Annotated in this window: 16 protein-coding genes; 10 read left to right on the forward strand and 6 right to left on the reverse strand. The window is 68.7% G+C overall.

Annotation, left to right across the window (positions count from 1 at the left end; translation table 11 throughout):
* Nucleotides 1-64: 64 nt before the first annotated feature.
* Together FZO89_RS02525 and FZO89_RS02530 are read right to left on the reverse strand one after the other, a co-directional pair.
* Entirely contained in the window at nucleotides 65-991 is a 927-nt protein-coding gene (locus tag FZO89_RS02525) for a Gfo/Idh/MocA family protein (RefSeq protein ID WP_149101786.1), read from the reverse strand.
* 231 nt (nucleotides 992-1,222) lie between these two features.
* Nucleotides 1,223-2,290, reverse strand: a complete 1,068-nt coding sequence (locus FZO89_RS02530; RefSeq protein WP_484496928.1) for an aldose epimerase family protein — start codon at nucleotides 2,288-2,290, stop codon at nucleotides 1,223-1,225.
* 540 nt (nucleotides 2,291-2,830) lie between these two features.
* On the opposite strand from FZO89_RS02530, the gene FZO89_RS02535 reads away from it, so the two are divergent.
* The 3 genes from FZO89_RS02535 to FZO89_RS02545 all read left to right on the forward strand — a co-directional run bounded on the left by FZO89_RS02535 (nucleotide 2,831) and on the right by FZO89_RS02545 (nucleotide 7,653).
* Complete coding sequence (locus FZO89_RS02535; RefSeq protein WP_187471011.1) at nucleotides 2,831-5,683, forward strand: TonB-dependent receptor; 2,853 nt, start codon at nucleotides 2,831-2,833, stop codon at nucleotides 5,681-5,683.
* Between the two features lie 81 nt (nucleotides 5,684-5,764).
* Nucleotides 5,765-7,318: an alpha-N-arabinofuranosidase gene (locus FZO89_RS02540; protein WP_149101788.1), complete on the forward strand. Its 1,554-nt coding sequence runs from the start codon at nucleotides 5,765-5,767 to the stop codon at nucleotides 7,316-7,318.
* A gap of 86 nt (nucleotides 7,319-7,404) precedes the next feature.
* Nucleotides 7,405-7,653, forward strand: a complete 249-nt coding sequence (locus tag FZO89_RS02545; protein ID WP_149101789.1) for a LamG domain-containing protein — start codon at nucleotides 7,405-7,407, stop codon at nucleotides 7,651-7,653.
* A 119-nt stretch (nucleotides 7,654-7,772) separates the two neighbouring features.
* On the opposite strand, the gene azu is transcribed toward FZO89_RS02545, so the two are convergent.
* Nucleotides 7,773-8,375 carry an azurin gene (gene azu, locus FZO89_RS02550; protein WP_262378498.1) on the reverse strand — a complete coding sequence of 201 codons (603 nt, stop codon included), beginning with the start codon at nucleotides 8,373-8,375 and terminating at the stop codon, nucleotides 7,773-7,775.
* 324 nt (nucleotides 8,376-8,699) lie between these two features.
* Here azu and FZO89_RS18700 point away from each other — a divergent pair, with 324 nt between their 5' ends.
* Genes FZO89_RS18700 through FZO89_RS02570 form a run of 5 tightly spaced genes read left to right on the forward strand, consistent with a single transcriptional unit; the run spans nucleotide 8,700 to nucleotide 13,924 of the window.
* Complete coding sequence (locus tag FZO89_RS18700; protein ID WP_262378499.1) at nucleotides 8,700-8,825, forward strand: hypothetical protein; 126 nt, start codon at nucleotides 8,700-8,702, stop codon at nucleotides 8,823-8,825.
* Nucleotides 8,826-8,835: 10 nt separating this feature from the next.
* Nucleotides 8,836-9,678, forward strand: a complete 843-nt coding sequence (locus FZO89_RS02555; protein ID WP_149101790.1) for a c-type cytochrome — start codon at nucleotides 8,836-8,838, stop codon at nucleotides 9,676-9,678.
* Between the two features lie 40 nt (nucleotides 9,679-9,718).
* Nucleotides 9,719-11,089, forward strand: a complete 1,371-nt coding sequence (locus FZO89_RS02560; RefSeq protein ID WP_149101791.1) for a cbb3-type cytochrome c oxidase subunit I — start codon at nucleotides 9,719-9,721, stop codon at nucleotides 11,087-11,089.
* 15 nt (nucleotides 11,090-11,104) lie between these two features.
* A complete protein-coding gene (locus tag FZO89_RS02565; RefSeq protein ID WP_222928077.1) occupies nucleotides 11,105-11,893 on the forward strand; it encodes a CbbQ/NirQ/NorQ/GpvN family protein in 789 nt (262 codons plus the stop codon).
* Nucleotides 11,894-11,905: 12 nt separating this feature from the next.
* Nucleotides 11,906-13,924 carry a nitric oxide reductase activation protein NorD gene (locus FZO89_RS02570; protein WP_149101792.1) on the forward strand — a complete coding sequence of 673 codons (2,019 nt, stop codon included), beginning with the start codon at nucleotides 11,906-11,908 and terminating at the stop codon, nucleotides 13,922-13,924.
* Between the two features lie 88 nt (nucleotides 13,925-14,012).
* Here the strand turns inward: FZO89_RS02570 and FZO89_RS02575 are convergent, their stop codons facing one another.
* The 3 genes from FZO89_RS02575 to FZO89_RS02585 are packed head-to-tail and all read right to left on the reverse strand — an operon-like array spanning nucleotide 14,013 to nucleotide 17,417.
* Nucleotides 14,013-15,080, reverse strand: a complete 1,068-nt coding sequence (locus FZO89_RS02575) for an arabinan endo-1,5-alpha-L-arabinosidase (protein ID WP_222928078.1) — start codon at nucleotides 15,078-15,080, stop codon at nucleotides 14,013-14,015.
* On the reverse strand, nucleotides 15,077-16,042 hold the full coding sequence (locus FZO89_RS02580) for a glycoside hydrolase family 43 protein (protein WP_149101793.1): 966 nt from the start codon (nucleotides 16,040-16,042) through the stop codon (nucleotides 15,077-15,079). The genes FZO89_RS02575 and FZO89_RS02580 overlap by 4 nt, the downstream gene beginning before the upstream one ends.
* 25 nt (nucleotides 16,043-16,067) lie before the next feature.
* Nucleotides 16,068-17,417, reverse strand: a complete 1,350-nt coding sequence (locus tag FZO89_RS02585; protein WP_149101794.1) for an MFS transporter — start codon at nucleotides 17,415-17,417, stop codon at nucleotides 16,068-16,070.
* 192 nt (nucleotides 17,418-17,609) lie between these two features.
* On the opposite strand from FZO89_RS02585, the gene FZO89_RS02590 reads away from it, so the two are divergent.
* Together FZO89_RS02590 and FZO89_RS02595 are read left to right on the forward strand one after the other, a co-directional pair.
* Nucleotides 17,610-18,524 carry a LysR family transcriptional regulator gene (locus FZO89_RS02590; RefSeq protein WP_187471175.1) on the forward strand — a complete coding sequence of 305 codons (915 nt, stop codon included), beginning with the start codon at nucleotides 17,610-17,612 and terminating at the stop codon, nucleotides 18,522-18,524.
* A 171-nt stretch (nucleotides 18,525-18,695) separates the two neighbouring features.
* A complete protein-coding gene (locus FZO89_RS02595; protein ID WP_149101796.1) occupies nucleotides 18,696-20,420 on the forward strand; it encodes an IlvD/Edd family dehydratase in 1,725 nt (574 codons plus the stop codon).
* Nucleotides 20,421-20,499 lie beyond the last annotated feature (79 nt).

A 20,499-nucleotide genomic window follows, 5' to 3' on the forward strand; every position in this document is an offset into this window, starting at 1 on the left:
GCCGATGGATATGCATCCAATTCATTCCGGCGACAACCGGATATCGATTCCGGTATCCCTGTCCTCAGTCGTGGAACGCCTCCACCACCTTGCGCCTGCCCAGCATGAACGCGTCGGCCACGTGCCGCAGCGGCGCCAGGTCCACGTCCGAGCGGCCGGCCCGGATGAGTTCGGCGAAGCGCCGATACAGCATGGGGTATTCCTGCTCCGGTTCGGCATGCAGCAACTGGCCATCGACCGTCAGCTTCGCCCCGCCCTCCGACAGCCGCATCGGGCCGGCCTCGGTCTCGGCCTCGATGTCCCAGTTCTGCGGGCCGGTCTGGCGCCAGTCGAACTCGGCCAGCAGGTCCAGCCCCGTCGCATCGGTGAAGCGGATCAGCGCTGCGATCGGCGCGTCTCGGTTCTCCGGGAACTCCAGCGTGGCTTCCGTGGCGAACACCGGCTGCGACAGGATCCGGCTGACGATCGACAGCGCGTTGATGCCCGGATCGAACACGCCCAGCCCGCCCGGCTGCCAGATCCAGTCCTGCCCGGGATGCCACTGGCGCACGTCCTCCTTCCACGCAACCCGCATGGCTCGGATGCGGGTACCGGCCAGGAACGTTCGTGCGGCCTCCACCGCCGGGGCGTAGCGCGAATGCCAGCTGGCGAACAGCGACACGTCGTTCGCGGCGGCGCGCGCGGCCAGGTCCTCCACCTCCGAGAGCGTGGCGCCCGGCGGCTTTTCCAGGAACACGTGCTTGCCGGCCTCCAGCGCCTGTACCGCCGCCGCGTAGCGGTACTGCGGCGGCATGCACAGCGAGACGGCCTGGATCGACGGCACCGCCTGCAGCATGTCCCCGATCGTGCCGAAGTTGTCGATGCCCTCGACCCGCCCGTTGCGGCTGGCGGCCGCGACCAGCCGGTAGTCCGCGTTGCCGGCCACGGCCGGGAGGTGCTGGTCGCGCACGATCTTGCCGACGCCGACGATCGCGAGGTTGATGGTTGACACGGGTGCGGTCTCCACGGAAGGGCACGGGGGTGGTACGGACGAGAATCCTGCCTGCGAATGGTGGTTTGCCTGCGACATCGCCTGCCGGCCCGAGGAAATGCCGGAAAAGTCGGTTTGTCATTCCGAACGCAGTAACGCAGTTTGTCATTCCGAACGCAGTGAGGAATCTTGGAGGATCAAGAGCATAGATCTCTCGCTACGCTCGAGATGACAGTCAGCGCTTCCCCGGTCTCAGGAGAGTTCCAGCGCTGCCGAGAGCTCCAGCGCCGCCGCCACCTCGCCCCAGGCGCGGCCGCGTCCCGGGCAGGCGAAGCGGTACAGGATCTCACGCCGGTACGCCTTGCCCGGACGCAGGATCGCAGGCGGGAACGCCGACCGGTTCGGCGCATCGGGAAAATCCTGCGGCTCCAGGCACAGCCCGCGCCCCAGGCCCGGGTGCTGACGGTCGAGCCCCTGCCCGCCATAGAGCTGCAGCGCGGGCGCATCGCAGTCGATCCGCATCGCCACCCCGCTGTGTGGCGAATACAGCGCGGCGGCGAACGCGTGGCCGGGCCGCTGCACCAGGCAATGGTCGTAGCCGCCGCCGGCGCGCAGTTGCGCATCCCCGGCATCGAAGCGCGCATCCAGTGTGGCCGCGGCGCGGAAGTCGAACGGCGTGCCCGCCACGTCGGCCACGGTGCCGAGCGGGATCAGGTCGTCAGCCACCGGCAGGTAGCCGCTCGCCGGCACCTGCAGCCACTGCGCCGAGGCAGGCACCGAAGCATCGCCCGCGAGGTTGAAATAGGGATGGTGGGTGGGGTTGAACGGCGTCGGCGCATCGCTGCCCGCTTCGAACACCAGGTCGAGGCCGTCGTCGCGGACACGGTAGGTCGCGATCACATCCAGATTGCCCGGATAGCCCTCCTCGCCATCGGGCGAACGATGGCGCAGCACCAGCTCGTCGCGTGCGTGCGCTTCCACCTCCCACATGCGACGGCCGAATCCCAGATGACCGCCATGCAGGTGGTTGCGGCCCTCGTTGGCGGAAAGCACGTGCTCGCGCCCGTCCAGCGTGAAGCGCGACCCGCCGATGCGGTTGCCATACCGGCCCACCAGGATCCCGAGATACGCCGGATCGGCGTAGTAGGTCTGCGCATCGGGCAGTCGCAGCACCGCGTCGACCCGCCCGTCCGCGCCCGGCACCACCAGCCGGGCGAGGATGCCGCCGAGGTCGAGCACGTCGGCCACCACGCCGTCGTCGTCGCCCAGCCGGTAGGCGCGCACCTCGCGCCCGTCGTCGAGCCGGCCGAACGATCGGATTCTTTCCACGCCTGTTCCGGAAGCGACTGATCGAGCGCGGCAGCATATGCGCGGGCACGCCCGCACAACCATCGCGCATTTGGAATGCCTGGAAGCGGGAATGGAATACCTGCTCCGATATATGAAACCGGATATTGATGGGTTGGTTTATTTCATTAGAAGGTTATCTCAACCGCGACTAATCTCGACCCGACAACCGCCACAGGCCCGCCCACGACGCGCCAGCGGATGCACGACCGCCACTCCACCGTGCGGTCCACAACTCGAGTTGTTCGCGTCCAGACGTAGACCGGGAGGGGTTGAAGTGACGACGCACGAAGCAGTCGGCATGCGCGCATGCCGGTACGCACCGCATCCGTTTTTCCGCATCCACGATCAAGCGCCCCGCCTGCGGCGCGGCTTGCGCGTGCCGGCCCGATCCCTGCCGCCACAACGGTTCCCTGATCCCGCGGTGGCATCGCGCCACGCGATGCCATCCCCGTTCCGCACGTCCGCCGCGGCATGCCGCGGCACCACGCTTCACGAGAGAGAGGCTCGCCCATGAACCGTCCGACCCGCTGGACCCCGACCCGTTCGCTGCGCCAGGCCGCGCTGCCCGCGGCGCTGGCCATGGCCCTGTCCGCGCTGCCTGCGGCCGCCCAGGAATCCGCGCAGCCCTGCCCCACGCCGGCCGATCCCGATGCGACCTGCGAACCGGCGGACGCGACGCCCGCCGCGACCGATCTCGACCGGGTCGAGGTCCGCGGCCTGCGCGCCAGCATGATCGACGCGCTGCAGATCAAGCAGGGCTCGATGCAGATCGTCGATGCGATCGTCGCCGAGGACATCGGCAAGTTCCCCGACAACAACCTGGTCGAGGCGCTGCAGCGCGTGACCGGCGTGCAGACCACCGATCGCGGCGCCGGCGAGGTCACCACGGTGTCGATCCGCGGCCTCAACGACGTCACCACCACCATCAACGGACGCAACATCTTCACCGCATCGGGCCGTTCGGTGGCGCTGGCCGACATCCCCGCGAGCCTGCTGGCCAGCACCGAGATCTACAAGACCCGCTCGGCCAACCTGATCGAGACCGGCATCGCCGGCCAGATCGACATCCATACCCACCGCCCGTTCGACTTCGACGAGGCCACGGTGGTGGTCGCCGCGCGCGCCATCCACCAGGAGCAGAACGGCGAGACCGACCCCAACCTCAGCGCGCTGGTGTCCAACAGCTGGGACGTGGGCGGCGGCCGCTTCGGCGCGCTGGCCAACGTCTCCTACGCGGTCACCAACTACCGCGACCAGAGCGTGACCGCCGGTGCGATGGTGCCGTTCTTCACCGATGCGCCGCCCGAGGGCTTCGTACCCTACGAGCGCATCCCGACCGTGATCGACGGCGTCGAGGTCTGGCAACCGGGCCTGGAAGCCGGACTGCCCTTCGCGCCGGGATCGACCCTGCCGGTGCGCGGCCAGCAGTACGAATACGTGCTCTCGCGCGACGCGATCTTCGCCAGCGACTTCACCGGCCGACGCGAACGCCCCGCGGCCAACGTCTCGCTGCAGTGGGCGCCGAACGACACCTCCGAGTACGTGTTCGAGGCGTTCTACAACGGCTACCGCAACGAATCGTTCAACTCGCTGCTGTTCTCCTTCGTCGACTGGTGGGGCGCGCTGGGCGCGAACCCCGCGCAGAACATCGGCCTCTACGACGGCACCAACATCGTGCGCACGCGCCAGGGCATCGGCGCGCCCTACAACTTCACCAGCGGCGACCTCACCACCGGCAAGACCGACAGCTACCTGTACGCGTTCGGCGGCAAGTGGGAGATCGGCGACCGGCTGAAGCTGCAGTCGGAGGTCACCTACCAGGACAGCGAGTTCGAGACCGACTTCTTCGCCATGCGCACCGACCGGGTGACCAACGCGGTCTGGGTCGACTTCAACCGCGGCGGCGGCGTGCCGGCGTTCGGCTTCGAGGACAACCCCGCGACGCCGGACGTCGACGAGAGCCGCACCGACGATCCCGCGCAGTGGAACGTGGCACAGCTCTACGACAACGCCAACTACGCGCGCGGCGACGCCACCACCTTCACCTTCGACGGCGACTACGCCGCCGGCTGGGGCCCGCTGGACCGGATCACTTTCGGCGCCCGCTACGACAACCGCACCTCCAGCGAAGGCATGCGCGTCGGGCCGGACAACGCCTGCGACCGCGCGCTCCCGGACTGCTCGCTCACCGCCAACCCCGGCCTGGTCTCGATCAACACCGGCTTCTTCGACGGCCGCGCCGACGTGCCGACCTCGTGGGTCGTGCCCGACGGCCGCTACATCCGCGACAACGCCGATTTCTACCGCGCGCTGTACGGCCGCCCGACCAGCGACCAGCTCTCGATGACGGAGAACTTCAACGTCGACGAAACGAGCACCGCGCTCTACCTGCAGGGCGATTTCGCCTTCGAACTCGGCGAGCAGGTGCTCGACGGCCAGCTCGGGGTGCGCTACGTGGATGTCGACACCGACATGGTGTTCGGCGAAGGCAGCGACTCGGCCAACGCGTCCAAGCTGCTGCCGAGCGTGATGCTGCGCTACAGCTTCACCCCCAACCTGATGGCGCGCCTGGCCTACGGCGAGACCCTGCGCCGTCCGGCGTTCAACCAGCTCAACCCCAACATCATCTACGTCGAGGACGTGACCAACATCGGCTACGGCACCGCCACCGGCGGCAACCCGGGCCTGGAGCCGACCGAATCGACGAACTACGACCTCGGCCTGGAGTGGTACTTCTCCCCCGGCAGCGCGGTCTACGCCACGCTGTTCCGGCGCGAGATCGAGGGCATGGTCACCGATTTCCGCCGCCGCGTGACCTTCGAGGGCTACGACTACATCCTCACCCAGCCCGACAACGCCTCCGACGGCGAACTCGAGGGCCTGGAACTGGGCGTGGTGTATTTCCCCGAGTCGCTGCCGGGGCTGCTCGACGGCTTCGGCGTGCAGGCCAGCTACACCGCGCTCGATTCCAGCCAGGACATCCCGGTGACCAACAGCGCCGGCGAAGTGGTCGACATCCAGACCACGCCGATGTTCGGCATCTCCGACAGCTCCTACAGCGTGGTCCTGGCCTACGAACGCAGCCGCTTCAGCGCGCGGCTGTCGTACGTGTGGCGCGACGACTTCCTGCACCACTACGAAGCGGCGCTGTTCGCCAACCCGCTGGGCGTGTACTTCAACGCCGAGCAGAGCATGGACTTCCAGATCAGCTACAACGCCAGCGACAACCTGACGCTGACCCTGGACGCCACCAACCTGACCGACGAGCTGTACCAGAGCTACTACGAGTATCCGGATACGCACAACTTCGGCACCGCGCTGTACAGCCGCACCTTCGCGGTCGGCCTGCGCTACCGCTTCTGAGTCCTGCCGCCGGCCGCGCCATCCGCGGCCGGCGGGCCGTTCCCGCACGAACATCCGATCCGCACCATTCGAGGCAACCCGATGCTGAAGACGACCCTGCGCACGCTGGCGCTGACTTCCGCCCTGATCGCCGGCCTCGCGGCCGCACAGGACACCACCACGGCCACCGCGACCCTGCGCGCCGACCAGCCCGGCGAGACCGTCAGCCGCTACATCTTCGGCCAGTTCGCCGAACACCTGGGCTACGGCATCTACGGCGGGATCTGGGTGGGCGAGGATTCGAAGATCCCGAACACCCGTGGCTACCGCAACGACGTGGTCGCGGCGCTGAAGGCACTCGACGTGCCGGTGGTGCGCTGGCCCGGCGGCTGCTTCGCCGACGAGTACTACTGGCGCGACGGCGTCGGCCCTCGCGGCGAGCGCCGGGTCAAGGTCAACACCCACTGGGGCGGCGTGATCGAACCCAACAGCTTCGGCACCCACGAGTTCATGGACTTCACCGAACTGCTGGGCACCGACGCCTACGTCTCCGGCAACACCGGCAGCGGCTCGCCGCGCGAGATGGCCGAGTGGGTCGAATACATGACCTTCCCGAAGGATTCCTCGCTGGCCGAGGAACGCCGGCGCAACGGCCGCGACCAGCCCTGGGCGGTGCCCTTCTTCGGCATCGGCAACGAGATGTGGGGCTGCGGCGGCAACATGACCGCCGAGCATGCCGCCAACGTGCACCGCCAGTACCAGACCTTCGTCAAGGTGCCCGCCGGGCAGAAGGTCACCAAGGTGGCCGCCGGTGCGAACGTCGACGACTACCACTGGACCGAGACGATGATGCGCATCGCCGGCAAGCACATGGATGCGCTGTCGCTGCATTACTACACCCTGCTCGGTGGCTGGCCGCCGCGCGCGCACTCGTTCGAGTTCGACGAGGCCGCCTGGATCGGCACGCTCAAGGCGGCGCTGCGCATGGACGAACTGATCACGAAGCATTCCGAGATCATGGACAGGCACGACCCGGAGAAGAAGGTTGCGCTGTACGTCGACGAATGGGGCACCTGGTACAAGGGCGTCGATGGCGTGAACCCCGGCTTCCTGCACCAGCAGAACACCCTGCGCGACGCGCTCGTGGCCTCGCTGCACTTCGACATCTTCAGCCGCCACGCCGAGCGGGTGAAGATGGCCAACATCGCGCAGATGGTGAACGTGCTGCAGGCGATGATCCTGACGAAGGACGCGCAGATGCTGCTCACGCCCACCTACCACGTGTTCGAGATGTACAAGCCCTGGCAGGATTCCACCCACCTGCCGTTCGAACTGGAAACGCCCGAGTACCGCCACGGCGGCATCGCGGTGCCGGCGGTACACGGTTCGGCCGTGCGCGGCAAGGACGGGAAGGTGTACGTGGCGCTGACCAACCTCGATCCGGACATGGCGGCGAACGTGACGGCATCGATCCGCGGCCTGCAGGCGACGAACGTCTCCGGCCGCGTGCTGACCGCCGGCGCGATCACCGCGCACAACAGCTTCGACCAGCCCGAAACGGTGAAACCGGCGGCGTTCGACGGCGCGCGTCTGGCGGGCGGCACGCTGACGGTGGCGTTGCCGGCGAAGTCGGTGGTGGTGCTGGCGCTGCAGTAGCGGCCGCCGTTCCCGGCGGTCGTCCAGGCAAGACAGTCCAACCCGGGGGGAATCGATGAAGCGTTCGTGATCGCGGCCGTACCGCCGTGCCTGGCCGCCGCAATGCAGCTGCCTACATCGCCTTCACCGTCGATCCCGGCGAACTGCGCGTGTACGTGGATGGCCAACTGCGTTCCACCGGGAACGAATTCACGGACGTCTTCACCGCCAGCGGCGACGTCTTCAGCCTCGGCAGCAACTGGTGGGACGTGCCCTACCGCGGCCTGATCGACGAGTTGCACGTGTATGAGACCGTGCTCGACGCGGCGCAGGTGCAGGCGCTGGCGCAACCCTGAGGCGCGCCGGCACCCGGTAGCGGGTAGAAAGAAGCAGCGCCATCGCCGCGGCTTCGCGGCGATGGCGCTGGAGACGCGACCGGCTCCACCGCGAAACGGCGGCGTGCCCGGGAGGACGCCTAACCGACCTGGAGTGTGCCGCGCATGGTGGCCCAGTGGCCAGGGAAGCTGCAGAAGAACTCGTATGGCCCGTCGCCCTGGATCGCGCTGACGGAGAAGCTGACCGAAGTGGTCTGCCCGCCGCCGATCAGGTCGCTGTGGGCGATGACGCGGTTGTCGTCGGCCTTGAGGTATCCGGCTTCCACGCCGCCCATCGCACCGTCGGCCGCAATCGCTTGCCGGTCGGACGCCCGCGAGATCACGACATTGTGGCCCATGGCATTCACCGGCAACTGCCCGGTGTGCCGCAGGGTGATCGTGAATTCGCTGCACGACGACGGCACGGTGATCGAGCCGACGTTGAACTGCATGGCGTCGTTGCCTTCGATCGTGGTGCTGCAGTCGGAGACCTCGGCAGCGGGCTTGGCGTCGCCCGGCACGGTGTCGGCGGTGGCGGCCGGCGCTTCCGCGGCGGGCGCCGCGGGTTCGACCGGCGCCGGGGCCGTGGGCGCCGGCGTCGATGCAGGCGGGGGCGGCTCCGGCGCAGGAGGCGGCGAATTCTCGCCACACGCGGCGAGGGCCAGCGCGCAGGCGATGCCCAGGGTGGTCGTCTTCATGTTCATGGATGGCTCTCCTTGTTCGGTGACCCCGCCATCATCGTGACTGAACCATAGCATTGGGTGAAGACGCCCCCGCCGCGCCCGTCACGCTGAGTCGATCGGCGCCAGTTTCCCGCGTTGTGCACACCGCGTTGTGAGCAACATCGCGCTGTTGCCACCGTGCGTGCGCACGGGCACGCGTGCGTGTCTTCATGCGCGTGCGCGCTCCGCAAGCGCTCGCGGCTCATGGACGCATAGCCGTTGCAGTGCACAATGCGCTGGCGGCTGATAACTGACACAGTGCGTCACTATCATGCGCCAAGCCGGTCCATCCGGGGAGCAGTCGAAATGAAGACGAGCAACCTGTTTTCACCCGTGCGCTGGCTCGGATTGCTGGTGCTGCTGCTGATGGCCGCGGCCGTGGCCTACGCCGCCTACATCGCGATTTCCTATTGGCCCTCGATCACCGTCTGAGGATGGACGCATGAACAAGCGGCAATCACGGATCTTCGCCATCGTTGCCACGGGCATCGCCGCCGTCGCCTTCGTCGGGCTCACCCTGCACAGCCACACGCGTTTCGACGAGCTCACCAACGCCCAGGACATCACCCCGGAAGTCACCGCAGGCAAGGACGTCTGGCACAAGTACAACTGCATCAACTGCCACACCCTGTTCGGCGAAGGCGCCTACTACGCGCCCGACCTGACCAAGATCGCGCAGCACCGCGGCGAGGCCTACCTCAAGGCCTACATGCGCGATCCGTCGAAGTTCTACGACGAGCAGCGCCACCGTCGGCTGATGCCCACGCAGAACCTGAGCGAAGTAGAGATCGACAACCTGATCACGTTCCTCGACTGGGTGTCCAAGGTCGACAACCAGGGCTGGCCGCCGCGCCCGATCATGGTCACCGGTGGAGCCGTCAACGTGGCCGCGCAGGGCACCGACAAGGCCCTCACGCAATCGCAGGACGTGAGGCCGGTGAGCCCGGACAACGATCCACGCGCGCTCGGCGAGCATCTGTTCCGCAGCGCCACCCCCGTGTGCACCGCCTGCCATTCGCTGCAGCCCGGCGTGCAGCTGGCCGGCCCGTCGATGGCCGGCATGGCGCAACGCGCGGCGACCACCATCGCGTCGCCGGACTACGCCGGCACCGCGACCGACGTGGAGGGCTACATCCGCGAGTCGATCGTGGCGCCGAGCGCGCACCTGGTGCCGGGCGACATGTTCTCGGCCGCGGGGGTCTCGTTCATGCCCAACACGTACGCCGAAGCCCTGACCGAGGAGCAGGTCGACCAGCTCGTGGCCTTCCTCGCGACGATGAAATAGAACAGGCGGGCGCGCCGCGCCGGCACCGGGAGATCTGCAAATGCGCTACAAGTCCCAATCGGTCGCCTACTGGTACTTCGCCGTGGCGATGGTGCTGTTCGGCCTGCAGATCGTGTTCGGCCTGCTGTCCGCCACCAAGTACCTGGGGCCGGATCCGCTGCTGTACATCCTGCCGTTCGACGTCACCAAGACCATCCACACCAACCTGCTGATCGTCTGGGTGCTCACCGGGTTCATGGGCGCGACCTACTGGATGGTGCCGGAGGAATCGCGCACCGAGCTGTACAGCACGAAGCTCGCCTACTGGCAGCTCGGTCTGTGGACGCTGATGGGCGTCACCGCCGTCATCGGCTACCTGTTCCGCTACGGCACCGGCAACAAGCTGCTGGAGCAGCCGCTGCCGCACAAGATCGTCATCGTGGTCGTGATGCTGATGTTCCTCTACAACATCGGCATGACGATCCGGAAGGCGGGCCGGCTGACGACCACCGAAGGCGTGCTGATCGGCGGCCTGGCGCTGTCGGCCGTGCTCTACATCCCGGCGCTGCTGCATTACGAGAACTACACCGTCTCGATCTTCTACCGCTGGTGGACCATCCACCTGTGGGTCGAGGGCGTGTGGATGATGATCATGGCCGGCTTCCTGGCCTACCTGCTGATCCGCCTGTCGGGCGTCGATCGCGAGGTGATGGAGAAATGGCTGTACGTGATCGTGGGGCTGGTGTTCTTCGCCGGCATCCTCGGTACCGCGCACCACTACTACTGGGTGGGCGTGCCGCAGTACTGGCTGCCGATCGGCGGCTTCTTCAGCGCGCTCGAGCCGCTGGCGCTGGCGGCGATGGCGATCTACGCCTACGCGGCGATGCGGCGCGGCGGGGTGAGGCACCCGAACACCCTCGCCCTGCACTGGACCATCGGCAGCGCGATCTTCGCCCTGTTCGGCGCGGGCCTGCTCGGCCTTGCGCATACCTGGCCCAGCGTGAACAAGTGGACCCACGGCACGCTGATCACCGCGATGCATGCGCATTCGGCGTTCTACGGGGCCTACGCGATGATCGTGCTGGCGATGATCACCTATGCGCTGCCGGGCCTGACCAATCGACCGCCGGGGCAGAACTCGCCGCTCGGCTTCTGGGCCTTCTGGCTGCAGGTCTCGGGCATGTTCGGGATGACCCTTGCGTTCGGCACCGCCGGCATCGGCCAGGTCTACCTCGAACGCATCATGGGCATGGGCTACCTCGACGCCCAGCTCAAGATCCAGGTGCACTTCCTGATGCTGATCCTCACGGCCACGGTGTTCGCCACCGGCGTCGCGTTGTTCATCTACGACTTCTTCAGGCACCGGCCGCAGTTCGACGTGATCGCCGACGGTACCGTCGACGCCGATCCCGCGCCGGCAGGGGATCGCTGATTGGTGGATGCGCGCTTGCAGCCTGCGACGGGCGAGCCCTACTACCTGCCCACCGGCAACGAGGTCGGGATCGTCGAACAGTGCCATGCCGGCGGCCTCGCGGTGATGCTCAAGGGCCCCACCGGCTGCGGCAAGACCCGCTTTGTCGAGCACATGGCCTGGCGCCTGGGTCGCCCGCTGGTGACGGTCTCGTGCCACGACGACCTGACCGCGAGCGACCTCGTCGGGCGCTTCCTGATCCGCCATGACGAGACCGTGTGGCAGGACGGCCCGCTCACCCGCGCCGTGCGCGAGGGCGCGATCTGCTATCTCGATGAAGTGGTGGAGGCGCGACAGGACACCATCGTGGTCCTGCACCCGCTCACCGACTACCGCCGCATGCTGCCGATCGACCGCACCGGCGAGACCGTGGAGGCCGCGCCGGGCTTCCAACTGGTGATCTCGTACAACCCCGGCTACCAGCGCATGCTCAAGGACCTCAAGCCCAGCACGCGGCAGCGCTTCGTCGCGATCGAGCTGGGATTCCCGGAGCCGCCGGCGGAAGCCGCGATCGTCGCCCGGGAAAGCGGCGTGGACGGTGGCACGGCGGTGGCGCTGGTGGAACTGGCCGGGCGCGTGCGCTCGCTGCGCGACCGCGGGCTGGCCGAAGTACCCAGCACGCGCCTGCTGGTGGCCGCCGGCCGCCTGGTCGCCAGCGGCATCGGCGTGCGCGAGGCCTGCAATGCCGCGGTGATCGCGCCGCTGAGCGACGACCCCACCCTGCTCGGCGCGATGCGCGAACTCGTCGACGCGATGTTCCCCTAGGCGGATGCCACCGTGGCCGAAGCCGAAGACGTCGTCGTCGATGCCGCGCGGCATGCGACGGTGTTCATCCGCGACACCTGGCGCCGGCACTACGCGCGCGAACCCGATGCGCCGATAGCGCTCACCTCCCTGGCCCGGCGCCTGGACCTGCTGGTGTCGGCCGCCTGCGGCACCAGCCTGCCGCTGCGCGTGGCCCTGTCCCCGGCGCGACCGACCGCCCTGCACCGGCTGTTCCACCGGCGCGCCTATCCGCGTCACCGCCAGGCCGTGCCCGCCACCAATGGCGACACGATCTGGCTCCCGCCCGACCTGGCCACCTGCGATGCCGTGGTCGCGTCCGAGCTCTACCGCGCGATGGCGCTGCAGCAGGCGTGCCGGGCCACGCGCGGCAGCGTGCCGGCGATCGTGCAGCAACGCGACGCACTGCTGCGCGACACCGCGCTGGTGCTGGAAGCGCAGGCCGCCGAAGCGGAGATCGCGCGGGGATTCCCCGGCCTGCTGCCGGCCCTGCGGCGATTGCGCAAGCTCGCGCTGGCGGCGCGACCGCCCCTGGCCGACTTCGCGCCGGCACGGCAGCCCCTCGAACGTCTCGTCCGCGGCATCCTCGAGCGCGACCTGGAACCGGCGCCGGCGCCAGGCACTGTCGAGTCGTCGCTCGCGCAGGCTGCGCGGCTGCTTCGCGACTGGGCCGTCGACCCCACCGACGTCCGCCACCTCGGCCCGATGCCGCTGTATCGCGACTGGTGGACCGGCGAACTGCGCGCGACGGGCGGCAGCGCCCGCCTGGTCGACGGCGAACGCGGCGACGATCGCGAAGACGACCGCCCGGTACGCAGCGCACGCATGGAGCGCCGGCCCGAGGAACGCGAAGCGCGCGAAGGCGAGGATGCGCCGGGCGAATCGGGCGTGTGGATGATCCAGCAGGACGCGCCCCACGAGGTCGCCGAGGATCCCTTCGGCCTGCAGCGCCCGGTGGACCGCGACGACGAGACCGGCGCCGAGGAGTATGGCGACATGCTCTCGGAACTGGCGTCCACGCGCATGATCGCCGCGCCCGACCCTCCCCGCGAAGTGCTGCTCTCGGACGATCCCCCCGCCAGTCGCGCAGTGATCGAATTCGCCGGTCCCGAAGCCGGCGAACTCCGCTTCCGCTATCCCGAATGGGACCATGCCAGCGCCTCGTACATCGAGCACGGCACTACTGTCGCCCTGCTGCCGCCGGTGCCCGGCGACCCGGCCTGGATCGCGGCGACCCTGGCCCGCCACCGCTCGCACCTGGACGGCATCCGCCGCCAGTTCGAGGCGCTGCGGCCCGAGCGCGTGCGCCTGCGCCGCCAGTCCGACGGCGAGGACATCGACATCGACGCCTGCGTGGAGGGCCGCGCCGACCTGCGCGCCGGCGGCTTCCTGTGCGAGGGGCTGTACGAGTCGCGCCGCCCCGGCCGCCGCAGCATCGCGGTGTCGCTGCTGGTCGACGCCAGCGGCTCCACCGACGGCTTCATCGGTGGCGGCCGGCGCGTGATCGACGTCGAGCGCGAGGCCCTGCTGCTGGTGTGCATCGCCCTGCAGGGCCTGGGCGAGCCGTTCTGCGTGATGGCCTTCTCCGGCGAAGGTCCGCACGGCGTGAGCATGCGCATGCTCAAGGCCTTCGACGAGCCGTACGGCGACGAAGTCGCGCTGCGCATCGCCGGCCTGGAGCCCGAAAACTACACCCGCGCCGGCGCCGCCATCCGCCATGCCACGTCGCTGCTGATGCGCCAGCCCGCCGAGCATCGCCTGCTGCTGGTGCTGTCCGACGGCAAGCCCAACGACGCCGACCGCTACGACGGCGCGTACGGCGTCGAGGACATGCGCCAGGCGGTGACCGAGGCGCGGCTGCAGGGCATCTTCCCGTTCTGCCTCACCGTGGACCTGCAGGCGCCGGGCTATCTGCCGAAAGTGTTCGGCCCCGGCCACTACGCGCTGCTGTCGAGCCCCGCGCGCCTGCCGGTGGTGCTGCTGGACTGGACGCGGCGGCTGCTGGCGCGGTGACGCGTGCCGGCTGGGCCTGCGACACGCGGGAAACAATGGTCCCGACGCAACGGATGAGGCACGGCTTTTCGCGCCTGCGCGCTGCCGCTCAGCGCAGCGCGGCCGCATCCACGACCGGCCACCCTTCCGCGTCCCACTGCATCGACAGCACCTTGAGCTTGGGCAGGCCGCCGTCCTGCACGTCGTAGGCGTGGAAGACCAGGTAGTCCCTGCCGTCGAAGCTGTAGGCGCTGTTGTGGCCGGGCCCGGGCCAGCGGGCGGTGCCGCGCAGCACTTCGGTGGCGGCGCCCTGGTCCATGCGCTTTCCGTCGCGGTCGAGGTAGGGGCCGGTGAGCGTGTGCGAACGGCCGACCATGATGCGGTAGTCGCTCTTGGCGCCGCGGCAGCAGTGGTCCCAGGAGACGAACAGGTAGTACCAGCCATCGCGCTTGAACACGAACGGCGCCTCGATCGCGCCGGGCTCGGGTTCGGCATCGTCTGTAAGAATCGAGCGCGCGCGCTTGGCCAGGGTGTGCCATTCCTGCGGTTCGGCCAGGCCCAGCCGGTCTTCGCGCAGCTTCACCAGCTTGAGCCCGCCCCAGAACGAGCCGAAGGCCAGCCAGGGCGTGCCGTCTTCATCTTCGACGAGGTTGCCGTCGATGGCGTTCCACATGTCGCGATGCGGGACCGAGCGCAGCACGATGCCGTGGTCGACCCACTCGAAGGCCGGGTCGGCCGGATCGAGCGTGCTGTTGGTGGCCACGCCGATGGCCGAAGTGTTCCTGCCGCCGCTGGAGATGGAGTAGTAAAGGTAGTACGTGCCGTCGTGGTGCGAGATGTCCGGCGCCCAGACGTGGCCGTTGAACTTCGGCACGATGTCGTAGGCCCAGGCCGGGATCCGGGCGAACACCGGCGGCTCGGCCTTCCAGGTTTCGAGGTTCTTCGAGCTGTAGACGGTGATGCCCGGGCCGGTGACGAACAGGTACCAGGTGTCGCCCTCGCGGATCATCGTGGGGTCGTGCGCCAGCACGTCGGCCCAGTAACCTTCGCGCGGTGCGGCCACGGGTGGGCTTTCCATCATGTCGTCGTTGTTGGGGCGTGCTTCCTGCGCGGCGGCCGGCAGTGCGAGCGAGCCTGCCAGCGCGAGCGCCGCGGCGATCTTGCGCAGCGCGCTCACGCCCCTGCCCCCGGAAGCTCGACTTCGCGCAGCGGCCGCCCGAACAGCGGCATGCCGTCGGCATCCCAGTGCAACGGCTGCAGGCAGGTGTGGCGGTCGGGATTCCACAGCGGATCTCCTTCGATGTCGCGGTAGTTGCGCGCGTGGTAGACCAGCAGGTCGGTGCTGTCGTCCTCGGCCACGGTGAAGCTGTTGTGGCCGGGGCCGAACACCTCGCGCTCCGGGTCGGAGACGAACACCGGCGCGGGCGACTTGTGCCAGCTGGCCGGGTCGAGCAGGTCGGCGTCGGCATCGGCCCACAGCAGGCCCATGGCGTAGCGCTCGTCGGTGGCGCTGGCCGAATAGGTGACGAACACGCGGCCATGGCGGATGAGCACCGATGGACCCTCGTTGACCAGGAATCCCTGCACTTCCCAGTCGAACTCGGGCTTGGTCAGCAGCACCGGTTCGCCCCGGATGCGCAGGCCGTCGCGCAGCGGCGCGAGGTAGAGGTTGGAGTTGCCGGCGATGTCGGGATGCTTCTGCGCCCACAGGTAGTAGCGCACGCCGCGATGCTCGAAGCTGGTGGCGTCGAGGCAGAAGGCGTCGATGCCGCTGTCCACCTGGCCGGCGAATTCCCACTCGCCCTGCATCGGATCGGGCGATGGATTGCGCAGCGCGTACATGCGGTGCTGGAACAGGTCGTCCTTGATCTCGCGCGAGGGTGCGGCGGCGAAGTACACGAACCAGGTCCCGTCGATGCGGTGCAGCTCCGGCGCCCAGACCAGCGAACTCGCCGGGCCGCTGGGCGGCGCGGTCCACAGCGTCTTCTCCTGGGCCTGCACCAGCCCGGCCAGCGTCGGCGAGCGCCGCAACACCACGCGGTCGTACTCGGGCACCGAGGCGGTGAAGTGGTAGTGACCATCGTGCCGCGAGATGTGCGGGTCGGCGAGGTTGGGGATGAAGGGGTTTCGGAGTTTCATTCGGGGCATCCGTCGTGCGCGGCAGTCACGCGCCGGGCGCGTCGACCAGGATCTTCCGCTTGATCTGCAGGTAGTAGCCGTCGGTGATGCGGTAGAAGAACATCACCCCGCCCATCAGCGCGTGGAACAGGCCGGGGATGATGGTTAGCATCAGCGCGATGCCGTTGAGCGCGTGCGGCGTCTGCACCTGGTCGGGCACGTAGTGGAACCAGCCCAGCAGCAGGCCGACGATGGCGCCGGCCACGCCCATGCCCGCCTTCTGGCAGAACGAGATGCCGCCCATCGAAAGCCCGGCCACGCGCCGGCCGTCCTTGGCGTGGCCGTAGTCCACCGCCTCCACGATCGCCGACCAGAACACCGGCGCGTGCAGGTCGACCACGAAGCAGATCAGGAAATAGAACACGAACGCCAGCGCCACGTCGCCCGGCTGCACCAGGAAGTACATCGCCACGCTGAGCACGCCGACCGCCAGCTGGGTCCAGCGGAACATGGCCACCTTGCACCAGCGCTTGGTGATCCAGGTGGAGGCCACCATCGCCAGGATCGCCGCGCCCACGCCGGTGGCGAGGAAGGCCGAGAGCATCTTCGCATCGCCGCCCAGGTAGTACTTGGCGTAGTAGGCCGCGACCGAACCGCGCACCACGTAGCCGATGGTGCCGATCACGCACACCGCGCACAGCAGCAGCCACTGGTCGTTGCGCAGCAGCAGGCGCAGTTGCTGCGCCAGCGGCGTGCGGTCGACACGGTGGCGGATGCGTTCGGTGGTGGTGAAGAAGCAGAACAGGAACAGCACGGTCGCCATCAAGCCCATCAGCCCCATCGCCCAGCGGTAGCCTTCGGCCAGGTTGCCCCTGCCCCAGGACTCGGCCAGCACCGGCACCAGGATGGTCACCATGAACGCGGCGATCTTGGCGAAGAACAGGCGGTAGCCATTCGCCGACAGCCGCTCCTTCGGATCGGCGGTCAGCACGCCGATCAGCGAGATGTAGGGGATCGTGACCACGGTGAAGCACAGCGTCACCAGGATGTAGGTGGCGTAGGCCCAGGCCAGCTTGGCGCCGTACTCGGCATCGGGCGTGGTGAAAGTGAGGAACACCGAAATGCCGAACGGCACCGCGAATACGAGGAAGTAGGGCCGGTAGCGGCCCCAGCGCGTCTCGATGCGGTCGGTGACCATGCCCATCAGCGGGTCGGTCACCGCGTCGAGCATGCGCACCGCCAGCAGCAGCAGGGCGACGTCGTGCGGGCGCAGCCCGAACACGTCGGTGTAGAAGAAGGTGATGATCAGCATCATCGAGGAGATGACGACGTTCACCGCCATGTCGCCGGCGCCGAACCCCACCTTCTCGAGCACCGACAGCTTCTGGTCCTGCATCGCCCCTCCGCGATGGTCCCGGCCGAGGCCACGCAGCGTGGCGCCGGTCGGCGATCCAGCGTCATTCTGGTCCGCGCATGGATATGCAGCAAATAAGATTATCGCCATAATCCATATCGAACCCGATATAGGATCCGGTCCGTGCCCAACCCGCCCTGGTTCGTCCGCGCGCGCCTGAAGACGCGGCAACTGATGCTGATGATCGCGATCGAGGAGCACGGCAACATCCACCGTGCGGCCGAGTCGCTGAACATGTCGCAGCCGGCCGCGTCGAAGCTGCTCAAGGACCTCGAGGACCTGATCGGGGTGCCGCTGTTCGAGCGGCTGCCGCGCGGGATGCGCCCGACCTGGTACGGCGAGAGCATGATCCGCCACGCCCGCATCGCCCTGGCCAGCCTCGGCGAGGCCGGTGCGGAGATCGAGGCGCTCAAGGCCGGCCACGCCGGCAAGGTCGCCATCGGCGCCATCGCCGGCCCGGCCATGACCCTGCTGCCGCCGGCGCTGGCGCGGCTCGACCAGGCCCATCCCGACCTGCGGGTGTCGGTGGTGGTGGAGAGCAGCGACGTGCTGCTCGAACAGCTGACACAGAACCGGATCGACCTGATGGTGGGCCGCCTGTTCGCACGCCACGACAAGCGCAACCTGCAGTACGAGCCGATCGCCGAAGAAGACGTGTGCGCGATCGCGCGCCCCGGGCATCCGCTGCTGTCGCGCCGCAAGCCCGGGTTGTCGGAACTGGCGAAGCTGCCCTGGGTGGTGCCGCCGGAGGGTAGCGTGCTGCGCCACCGCTTCGAGCTGATGTTCCAGAACGCGGGGCTGCAGGCGCCGCGCCAGGTGACGGGCACGGCCGCGCTGGTGCTGCTGCCGCGGCTGCTGCAGGACAGCGACCACCTGGCCGTGGTCCCGGTGGACGTGGCCCGGCACTACGCCGCGCACGGGATGGTGAAGATCGTGCCGGTGGAGCTGTCGTGCCGGATGGACTCGTTCGGGTTCATCACCCGCACCGACTGGCTGCTGTCGCCGGGCGCGCGCACCGTGCTGGCGACGCTGAAGACGGCGGCGCGGAAGGTCTACCCGTCGCCGACGCGAGGCGCGCGCAAGGACTGAGGGCCCAAGCCGGCCCTGGACCGATAGCGGGAAGCGTATCGCAAACGGCTTTATTGTTATTTTTCGTGCATGGATCGGGCCGTTAGCATCGCGGCACGAGGCCGGGCGCGGATCTGGATCCGCGGGACGTCCCGTGGCCACCCTCTTTCTCCGGGCAGGATCCCCGACCGCATGAGCGCAGCACGAAAACCCGGACGCCGCAGCCAGCAGTGGTTCGGCCGCGACGGCAAGCAGGGGTTCTACTACCGCAGCTGGCTCAAGGGCCTGGGCCTGCCGCACGAGATGTTCGACGGCCGCCCGGTGATCGGCATCTGCAACACCTGGTCCGAGCTCACGCCGTGCAATTCCTCGTTCCGCGAGCTGGCCGAGCACGTCAAGCGCGGCGTGTACGAGGCCGGCGGCTTCCCGCTGGAGTTCCCGGTGATGTCGCTGGGCGAAACCCAGATGCGGCCCACCGCGATGCTGTTCCGCAACCTCGCCAGCATGGACGTGGAGGAATCGATCCGCGCCAATCCGATCGACGGCGTGGTGCTGCTGATGGGCTGCGACAAGACCACGCCGGCGCTGCTGATGGGCGCGGCCAGCGTCGACCTGCCGGCGATCGGCGTGTCCGGCGGGCCGTCGCTGTCGGGCAACTGGCGCGGCAGGCCGGTGGGGTCTGGCACCGGCGTGATCGAGATGTCGGAGATGGTGCGTGCCGGCACGCTGTCGCAGGAAGAGTTCACCGAGGCCGAGGCCTGCATGCAGCGCTCCAAGGGCAGCTGCATGACCATGGGCACCGCCTCGACGATGGCCAGCATGGTCGAGGCGCTGGGCATGTCGCTGCCGGAGAACGCCGCGATCCCCGCGGTGGATGCGCGCCGCTTCCGGCTGGCGCACCTGTCGGGCCGGCGCATCGTCGAGATGGTGCGCGAGGACCTGCGCATGTCGAAGGTGCTCACGCGCCAGGCGTTCGCCAACGCGATCCGCGCCAACGCCGCGATCGGCGGCTCGACCAACGCGGTGATCCACCTGCTGGCGATCGCCGGGCGCCTGGGTGTGGAGCTGACGCTCGACGACTGGGACGAAATCGGCTCGCGCCTGCCCTGCCTGGTCAACCTCAAGCCGTCGGGCGAGTACCTGATGGAGGACTTCTACTACGCCGGCGGCCTGCCTGCGGTGCTGCGCGAGATTTCGCAACACCTCGACCTCGACGCGATGACCGTCAATGGCCGCACGCTCGGCGAGAACACCGCGGATGCCCCCTGCTGGAACCGCGACGTGATCCGCCCGCTGGACCAGCCGCTGCGGCCCGAGGCCGGCATCGCCGTGCTGCGCGGCAACCTTGCGCCCGACGGCGCGGTGGTCAAACCGTCGGCCGCGTCACCGCACCTGCTGCGGCACCGCGGACGCGCGGTGGTGTTCGAGGACATCAAGGACTTGAAGGCGCGCATCGACGACGAGACGCTCGATATCGACGAGAATTCCATCATGGTGCTCAAGCACTGCGGCCCGCGCGGCTACCCGGGCATGGCCGAGGTGGGCAACATGCCCTTGCCGCCGAAGCTGCTGCGCCGCGGCATCACCGACCTTGTGCGCATCTCCGACGCGCGCATGAGCGGTACCGCCTACGGCACGGTGGTGCTCCACGTCTCGCCCGAAGCCGCGGCCGGCGGCCCGCTGGCGCTGGTTCGCGAGGGCGACATGATCGAACTCGACGTGCCCGGCCGGCGCCTGCACCTGGACGTCTCCGATGAGGAGCTCGCGCGTCGTCGCGCCGAATGGACGCCGCCGCCCGCACCCGCACGCGGCTGGAGCAAGCTCTACGTGGACCACGTGCAGCAGGCGCACCTGGGCGCCGACCTCGACTTCCTCGTCGGCGGCAGCGGCGACGACGTGGCCGGGGATTCGCACTGACATTGGTGTCTTGCGCACTCCCCACGCGTCCGTTGTTCCTTGCCCCGCTTCGCGGGGCCTTGCGCCCTTCACGGGTGGA

Origin of the sequence: Luteimonas viscosa (assembly GCF_008244685.1) — a bacterium.
Taxonomy (GTDB): Bacteria; Pseudomonadota; Gammaproteobacteria; order Xanthomonadales; family Xanthomonadaceae; genus Luteimonas; species Luteimonas viscosa.